This is a genomic window from Actinomycetota bacterium, from assembly GCA_036280995.1.
GTDB lineage: Bacteria > Actinomycetota > CALGFH01 > CALGFH01 > CALGFH01 > CALGFH01.
In genome coordinates this window covers 1-2,832 of sequence record DASUPQ010000887.1, presented here as the reverse complement: position 1 = coordinate 2,832, position 2,832 = coordinate 1, and the positions used below count along the sequence as shown (strand labels likewise).

Genomic DNA, 2,832 nt, shown 5'->3' with positions numbered 1-2,832 from the left:
TTGGCGGTCTACGGTCGCAATTGACCTGGGAAAATGCGTTCCGCACAGCGGTGGGTGCAAGATTCATGGTAAGGATGTGCTCGGCGAACGGGGTCTGGCGTTCCGCCCATAGCGGGAGAAGAGAATGCATAACCTCGTCCTCTACGGTTGGCGGCGACCTGGGAAAAGTGCGATGCGCAAAGCGCTTCCCCGCCGTTTGCTGACACGGAAGAGGACGGAGGTTCAACTCCTCCCGCGCCCACTCCCACCCTTCTGAGCAGCGCTTTTTCTGGCTCCAGGGGTCCTCGCTCTCCCACCTCTGCTGAACCGTAGCGATGAGTGGGCCCGCACGGCGGTGGGAGAGCGTTTAACCGTACTCAGGTTGGCGGACGTGGCTCGTCGGCCGGCACGTGGTAAAGAAGCGAGCCGGCCTCGCCCGGCGCCGCGCCCTCGACGGGCAGGAACAGAGTCGCCATGACCCCGCTGCGGCCGGAGGGGTCGTGCAGGCTGGTGGCGGTGGGGTTGGCGAACGCCGTGCTGCCGCCATGGGTGACGACGTCCAGCCGCTGCGCGGTCCCGGCCGACCGGTCATACAGGTACACCCGCCAGCTCCCGAAGTCGCCCTCGCGGCCCTGAGCCTCAATGAGGTCGTAGTCCTTGCCCATGTAGCGCAGGTGGTCGCGGTCGCCGATGTTGCCGCCGACCCGCTCACCGGCCGCCGCGGCCGCGCGCTCCACCGCGGTGTCCAGCTCCGGGTCGGTCGACGTGGTCCAGTCCGAGAAGCCGGTCAGCGTGCCCCGGGCCTGCCGGTCGACTCGGCAGCGGCGGTGGAAGTGGAACCCCAGCTCGATGGTCGAGGCGTCCACGTCGGGGGCGAACACCATCCGGCGGATACTGGGGGTGCCCTCATTACAGGCGCTCAGCGTCCGGGCGGCCAGGAACTGTCGCGCTGGGTGGCCCTCCAGCAGCGCCTCCAGGGTCGCCCAGTAGCGGATCCGGAGCCGGCCGCCATGGCCGTCATCAAACTCGGCCGCCGTCACTAGCCCGCCGTCTGGGGCGACGGCGATCGTCGGCTGGGTGGCCGGTTCGTCCACCACCGCGCGGTGCGCCCACGTCACGAGATCGGTAGAGGAGGCGAGGTGGCACACCCTGCTGCTGTGGTAGACGGCCAGATAGCCGCCGGCCGGGCCCTGGATCACCTTGGCCGTGTCCATCCGGTTGCCAGCCGAGTCTCTGGCGTCGTAGCGGAACGCGGTCGCGGCGCGCACGTCGCCCAGCAGCGCGGCCAGCGGCGTGATCGGGCTACCCATTTCCTGCACGACGCCGTCCTCTCCTCGGCGATCCTGGAGTTCACCCGCATCCTGTGCTTGTAGGGATCTGGGACTCCCGACCGAGCCGAGACGCCCTCGCGAATCGGCGAGCGAACCCTTGACCGCCCAGGACCTGGTAACTTGTGCCAGGGCCGGCTTGACTAGAGACCAGGGAGCTGGGCGGTGATGCCCTTGGCCTGCGCCAGGATCGGGTTGAGGTCCTCTGCCTCGATGAGCTCGTGGGTCTCCAGGTGCTCGAAGGCCCCGGTGCTGCTCACCGCCAGGCTGGTCGCGGCCGCCGCCCGGGAATCGGGGAGGTCCACGATGACGAACCCGTCGTACTGGCCGAACATCAGGTAGTAGGCCTCCAGCTTGCCCCCCGCGGACTCCACCGCCTTGGACACGACCACGACCCGGTCGCTCGGCTGCTCCATGGCCCGGGCGATGGCCTCGCCCTTGAGGGTGAAGAACACCGCATACTTCGACATCGCCGCTACCCTCCGCCAGCGGACCCTTGAGATTCCTGCATCGTCCGCTGGCAGGAGGCTATGTGCCCAGGACGCGACGGACAAGCCAGCAAGGTCAAGCGGCCGCTCTGTCGGCGAGGGAACGGCGCGGGTGTGCGAGCCGGGCGAGTATGGGTCAGGTCGGCGCGGAGACGGGTTGGCCAGGCCGTCACCAGGCCGTCACCGGGCCGTCCGAGTCGACGAGTGATGGCAGGGAGCAACAACCACTACGAGAGAAGGCGCAGGGCAGAGCGGTGTGCCGGGGCGTCGGGCCAGGTCGGCATCGAACGGGATCACAACTACGACTACGGTGGGCTCTGGCCGAGTGAGTCGCACACTGTCGATATCGTAGATCCCGAACATTGAGGTGGGTCTGATGCTTTGCCTAGGCTGCGGACCGATGGTGGGGTTCCCAGCGGTGTTGGCATGACGGCCCCGGCCGCCCTGGCACGGGGCGAGCGTGCGCCCGACATGGTGCTGGCCTCCCGAGACGGGACGCCGACGCGGTACTACGCCCACGCGGGCGGCCGGCCGGCGCTGCTGGTGTTCGCCGACGAGGCGTGTGTGGCGCGGCTGGACGCGCTCGCCGAGGGGCTGGGGGCCATCGGCGACGTGGACCTGACCGTGCACGTGGTCGGCCCGCCCGCGCTGGCCGGCCACGACCTGCCGTTCCCATTGCTCCAGGACGCCGACGGTCGTGCCGTGGCCGCCTACCGAACTGGGGGCGCACCGACCGCGTTCCTGCTCGATCCGAATCTGCGGGTCCGGGTGGCGCTGCCGTTGGCCGACGGTGCCCGCGTCGCCGCCGACGTCGCCGAGGTGGTCGCCGAGCTGGTCTGGGACGACCGGCGGCCGCGACAGATCACCACCCAGGCGCCCCTGCTGGTCGTGCCGGACGTGCTCGACCCCGAGCAGTGCGCCGAGCTCATCGCCGTGTGGGAGCAGCAGGGCCACAGCCAGACTGGGGTGGAGTCCTCGACGGGTGGTGGGCGCGCCGAGCAACGCAGCGCCCAGCTGAAGCGCCGCCGCGACCACAT

Annotated in this window: 3 protein-coding genes; 1 reads left to right on the top strand and 2 read right to left on the bottom strand. The window is 69.7% G+C overall.

Going from position 1 to position 2,832, the window contains the following annotated elements; genetic code table 11:
- Window positions 1-356: 356 nt before the first annotated feature.
- Complete coding sequence (locus VF468_29715; protein ID HEX5882464.1) at window positions 357-1,298, bottom strand: hypothetical protein; 942 nt, start codon at window positions 1,296-1,298, stop codon at window positions 357-359.
- 152 nt (window positions 1,299-1,450) lie between these two features.
- A complete protein-coding gene (locus VF468_29710; protein ID HEX5882463.1) occupies window positions 1,451-1,777 on the bottom strand; it encodes a GYD domain-containing protein in 327 nt (108 codons plus the stop codon).
- A gap of 444 nt (window positions 1,778-2,221) precedes the next feature.
- On the opposite strand from VF468_29710, the gene VF468_29705 reads away from it, so the two are divergent.
- The coding region (locus tag VF468_29705; protein HEX5882462.1) for a hypothetical protein at window positions 2,222-2,832 on the top strand (611 nt) is incomplete at its 3' end.